The following is a 4,588-nucleotide window of genomic DNA, read 5'->3' on the forward strand; positions in this document are numbered from 1 at the left end:
CCACCGGTGCGGTGGCGCCGGTGGTCTCGGCGATCGCGCCGGCGAGTTCGGCCAGGGCGTCGACCCACTGGTCGGCCGGCACGCGCACCGCCTGGGCGAGCGGGATGGCCCAGGCGTCGGCGTCGGCCAGCAGTTCAGGCGAGGTGATGGCGCTCAATGCGCCGCCCTTGCGCACCGACTGGCGGATGCGCTGCGCGAACAGCGGATGGTCCTTGCGCAGGTTCGAACCGACCACCAGCACGCGCTGGAGCTGCGACAGCGAGGCGATCGAAGTGCCGAGCCAGCGGATGCCTTCGGCCGCGCCGAACTCGGCGTTGCGCAGGCGGTAGTCGATGTTGCCGCTGCCAAGGCCGTGCGTCAGCAGCTTGGCCAGGTGAAGCTCTTCGAGCGTGCTGTGCGGGCTGGCCAGCGTGCCGATGCTCTGGGCACCGTGGTCGGCCTTGATCTGCTTCAGGCCGTTGGCGACGTATTCGAGCGCGGTCTGCCAGTCGACCTGCTGCCAATGGCCGCCCTGCTTGAGCATGGGCTGCGTCAGGCGTTCGGGGCCGTTCAGCGCCTCGTACGAGAAGCGGTCGCGGTCGGCGATCCAGCATTCGTTGACGTCTTCGTTCTCGAGCGGCACCACGCGCATCACGCGGTTGTTCTTGACCTGGACGATCAGGTTGGCGCCGGTGGAGTCGTGCGGGCTGACCGACTTGCGGCGCGACAGCTCCCAGGTGCGGGCGCTGTAGCGGAAGGGCTTGCTCGTGAGCGCGCCGACCGGGCAGATGTCGATCATGTTGCCCGACAGCTCGGAGTCGACCGAGTCGCCGAGGAAGGTCTCGATCTCGGCGTGCTCGCCGCGGTGCGACATGCCGAGCTCCATCACGCCGGCCACTTCCTGGCCGAAGCGGACGCAGCGCGTGCAATGGATGCAGCGGCTCATCTCTTCCATGCTGATCAGCGGGCCGACGTCCTTGTGGAACACCACGCGCTTTTCTTCCTCGTAGCGGGAAGACGAGGCGCCGTAGCCCACGGCCAGGTCCTGCAGTTGGCATTCGCCGCCCTGGTCGCAGATCGGGCAGTCGAGCGGGTGGTTGATCAGCAGGAACTCCATCACCGACTGCTGGGCCTTGATGGCCTTGTCGCTCTTGGTGCGGACGATCATGCCCTGCGTCACGGGCGTGGCGCAGGCCGGCATCGGCTTGGGCGCCTTTTCGACGTCGACCAGGCACATGCGGCAATTGGCCGCGATGCTGAGTTTCTTGTGATAGCAGAAGTGCGGGATGTAGGTGCCCGCCTTGTCGGCCGCATGCATGATCATGCTGCCTTCGACGATGTCGACCTTCTTGCCGTCGAGTTCGATTTCAACCATATGTTTTTCTCAGCGCCTCATCAGGCCTTGGCCGGCGTCGGCTGGACGTAGCCCGGAATCAACGCCTCGAACTCGTGGCGGAAGTGCTTGATCATGGCGCGCACCGGCATCGCGGCGGCGTCGCCCAGCGCACAGATGGTGCGGCCCTGGATGTTGTCGGCGACCGAGTTCAGCAGGTCCATGTCGGACGCCCTGCCCTTGCCGTTGTGGATGCGGTCGACCACGCGCCAGAGCCAGCCCGTGCCCTCGCGGCAGGGCGTGCACTGGCCGCAGGATTCGTGCATGTAGAAGTACGAAAGCCGCTTGAGCGACTCGACCATCGAGCGGCTGTCGTCCATCACGATGACGGCGCCCGAGCCCAGCATAGAGCCGGCCTTGGCGATGGAGTCGTAGTCCATCGTGCACTCCATCATGATCGCGGCCGGCAGCACCGGCGACGACGATCCGCCGGGGATCACCGCCTTGAGCTGGCGGCCCTTGCGCACGCCGCCCGCGAGTTCGAGCAGCTTGGAGAACGGCGTGCCCATCGGCACTTCGTAGTTGCCGGGCAGCTCGACGTCGCCGCTGACCGAATAGATCTTGGTGCCGCCGTTGTTCGGCTTGCCGCACTCGAGGTAGGCCACGCCACCGTTGTTGATGATCCACGGCACCGCCGCGAAGGTCTCGGTGTTGTTGATCGTGGTCGGCTTGCCGTAGAGGCCGAAGCTGGCCGGGAACGGCGGCTTGAAGCGCGGCTGGCCCTTCTTGCCTTCGAGCGATTCGAGCAGCGCGGTTTCCTCGCCGCAGATGTAGGCGCCGAAGCCGTGCGCGGCGTGCAGCTGGAAGTTGTAGCTGCTGCCCATGATGCCGTCGCCGAGGTAGCCGGCGGCGCGCGCCTCCTCGAGCGCTTCCTCGAAGCGGTCGTAGGACTGGAAGATCTCGCCGTGGATGTAGTTGTAGCCCACGCTGATGCCCATCGCGTAAGCCGCGATGGCCATGCCCTCGATCACGATGTGCGGGTTGAACTGCAGGATGTCGCGGTCCTTGCACGTGCCCGGCTCGCCCTCGTCCGAGTTGCAGACCAGGTACTTCTGGCCCGGAAACTGGCGCGGCATGAAGCTCCACTTGAGGCCGGTCGGGAAGCCCGCGCCGCCACGGCCGCGCAGGCCCGAGGCCTTGACTTCGGCGATCACCTGGTCGGGCGTCAGGCCCTCGCTGAGGATCTTGCGCAGCGCCTTGTAGCCGCCGCGCGCCTCGTAGTCGGCCAGGCGCCAGTTGGTGCCGTTCAGGCCGGCGTAGATCTGCGGCTCGATGTGGCGGTCGTGGAAGCAGGTCTGGACCCCGGTGGCCTGGAACTGCGAGAGCACTTGCTCGGGCGACATCATTGGGCTCCCTTCGCGGCCGCGCCGCGCAAGCCGTCGATCAGCTGGTCGAGCTTCTCGTTGCTCATGAAGCTGCACATGGTGCGGTCGTTGACCAGCAGCACGGGCGAATCGGCGCAGGCGCCCAGGCATTCGCTCTGCTGCAGCGTGAACATGCCGTCGGGCGTGGTCTCGCCCATGCGGATGCCGAGCTTCTTCTCGAGGTGGGCCAGCGCCACGGCGCCGTCGCGCAGCTGGCACGGCAGGTTGGTGCAGACGTTGAGCTTGTACGCACCCAGCGGCCGCTGGTTGTACATGTTGTAGAAGGTCGTGACCTCGTGCACCGCGATTGGCGCCATGCCGAGATAGGCCGCGATCTCGCGCTCGCGCTGCTCGCTGACGAAACCCTCGTCCTGCWGCACGATGGCCAGGCAGGCCATCACGGCCGACTGCCTGCCCGCCGGCGGATACTTGGCGACCTCGCGGGCGAACCGCTCCAGCGTGGCGGCCGACAGCGGCGCCTGGCTGCTGTGGGAAGAAGTGTCGGAATGCATGGGTTGGCTCATCGATCGATCTCGCCGAACACGATGTCCATGGTGCCGATCACGGCGACCGCATCGGCAATCATGTGTCCGCGCGCCATTTCGTCCAGGGCCGCCAGGTGCGGGAAGCCCGGTGCGCGGATCTTCAGACGGTAGGGCTTGTTGGCGCCGTCGCTCACCAGGTAGATGCCGAACTCGCCCTTCGGGTGTTCGACCGCCGCGTAGGCCTCGCCTTCGGGCACGTGGAAGCCTTCGGTGAAGAGCTTGAAATGGTGGATCAGCTCCTCCATGTTGGCCTTCATCGATTCGCGCGCCGGCGCCGCCACCTTGTGGTTGCTGGTGATGACCGGGCCCGGGTTGGCGCGCAGCCAGGCCGAGCACTGCTGGATGATCTTGTTGGCCTGGCGCATCTCCTCGACGCGAACCAGGTAGCGGTCGTAGCAGTCGCCTGTGACGCCGATGGGGACGTCGAACTCCATGCGGTCATAGACGTCGTAGGGCTGCTTCTTGCGCAGGTCCCAGGCGATGCCCGAGCCGCGCAGCATCGGGCCGGTGAAGCCGAGGTTCAGGGCGCGTTCGGGCGTGACCACGCCGATGCCGACCGTGCGCTGTTTCCAGATGCGGTTGTCGGTGAGCAGCGTCTCGTACTCGTCGACCATCTTCGGGAAGCGCTTGCAGAAGTCGTCGATGAAATCGAGCAGCGAGCCCTGGCGGTTCTCGTTGAGCCGCTCGATCGCCTTCGCGTTCTTGATCTTGCTGACCTTGTACTGCGGCATCGCGTCGGGCAGGTCGCGGTAGACGCCGCCCGGTCGGAAATAGGCCGCGTGCATGCGCGCACCCGACACCGCCTCGTACATGTCGAACAGGTCTTCACGCTCGCGGAAGCAGTAGATGAGCATGTTCATCGCACCGCAGTCGAGGCCGTGCGCGCCGAGCCACAGCAGGTGGTTCAGCAGCCGGGTGATCTCGGCGAACATGACGCGGATGTACTGCGCGCGCAGCGGCACGTCGAGACCCATGAGGCGCTCGATCGCGAGGCAGTACGCGTGCTCGTTGCTCATCATCGACACGTAGTCGAGACGGTCCATGTAGGGCAGCGACTGGATGAAGGTGCGGGACTCGGCGAGCTTCTCGGTCGCGCGGTGCAGCAGGCCGATGTGCGGGTCGGCGCGCTGGATGACTTCGCCGTCGAGTTCGAGCACGAGACGCAGCACGCCGTGTGCTGCGGGGTGTTGCGGGCCGAAGTTCAGCGTGTAGTTTTTGATCTCAGCCATCAGTGCAAGCCACCGTAGTTGTCTTCACGGATCACCCGGGGAGTGATTTCGCGCGGCTCGATCGAGACCGGCTGGTAG

The 4,588-nt window shown here is 66.1% G+C and carries 4 protein-coding genes and 1 pseudogene; all 5 read right to left on the reverse strand.

What is annotated here, in order from left to right; all coding sequences use genetic code 11:
- The coding region (nuoG, locus tag AC1D2K_RS30345) for an NADH-quinone oxidoreductase subunit NuoG (RefSeq protein WP_478093600.1) at positions 1-1,354 on the reverse strand (1,354 nt) is incomplete at its 3' end.
- 20 nt (positions 1,355-1,374) lie between these two features.
- A complete protein-coding gene (gene nuoF, locus AC1D2K_RS30350) occupies positions 1,375-2,715 on the reverse strand; it encodes an NADH-quinone oxidoreductase subunit NuoF (RefSeq protein WP_478093602.1) in 1,341 nt (446 codons plus the stop codon).
- Complete coding sequence (locus AC1D2K_RS30355; protein ID WP_478093603.1) at positions 2,715-3,248, reverse strand: NADH-quinone oxidoreductase subunit NuoE family protein; 534 nt, start codon at positions 3,246-3,248, stop codon at positions 2,715-2,717. The genes nuoF and AC1D2K_RS30355 overlap by 1 nt, the downstream gene beginning before the upstream one ends.
- A gap of 8 nt (positions 3,249-3,256) precedes the next feature.
- Complete coding sequence (locus tag AC1D2K_RS30360; protein ID WP_478093605.1) at positions 3,257-4,510, reverse strand: NADH-quinone oxidoreductase subunit D; 1,254 nt, start codon at positions 4,508-4,510, stop codon at positions 3,257-3,259.
- Positions 4,510-4,588: pseudogene (locus AC1D2K_RS30365) on the reverse strand (NADH-quinone oxidoreductase subunit C); the annotation flags it as partial. The gene AC1D2K_RS30360 and the pseudogene AC1D2K_RS30365, both read right to left, overlap by 1 nt.

The sequence above is a fragment of the Variovorax sp. P1_H12_2 genome, from assembly GCF_056405335.1.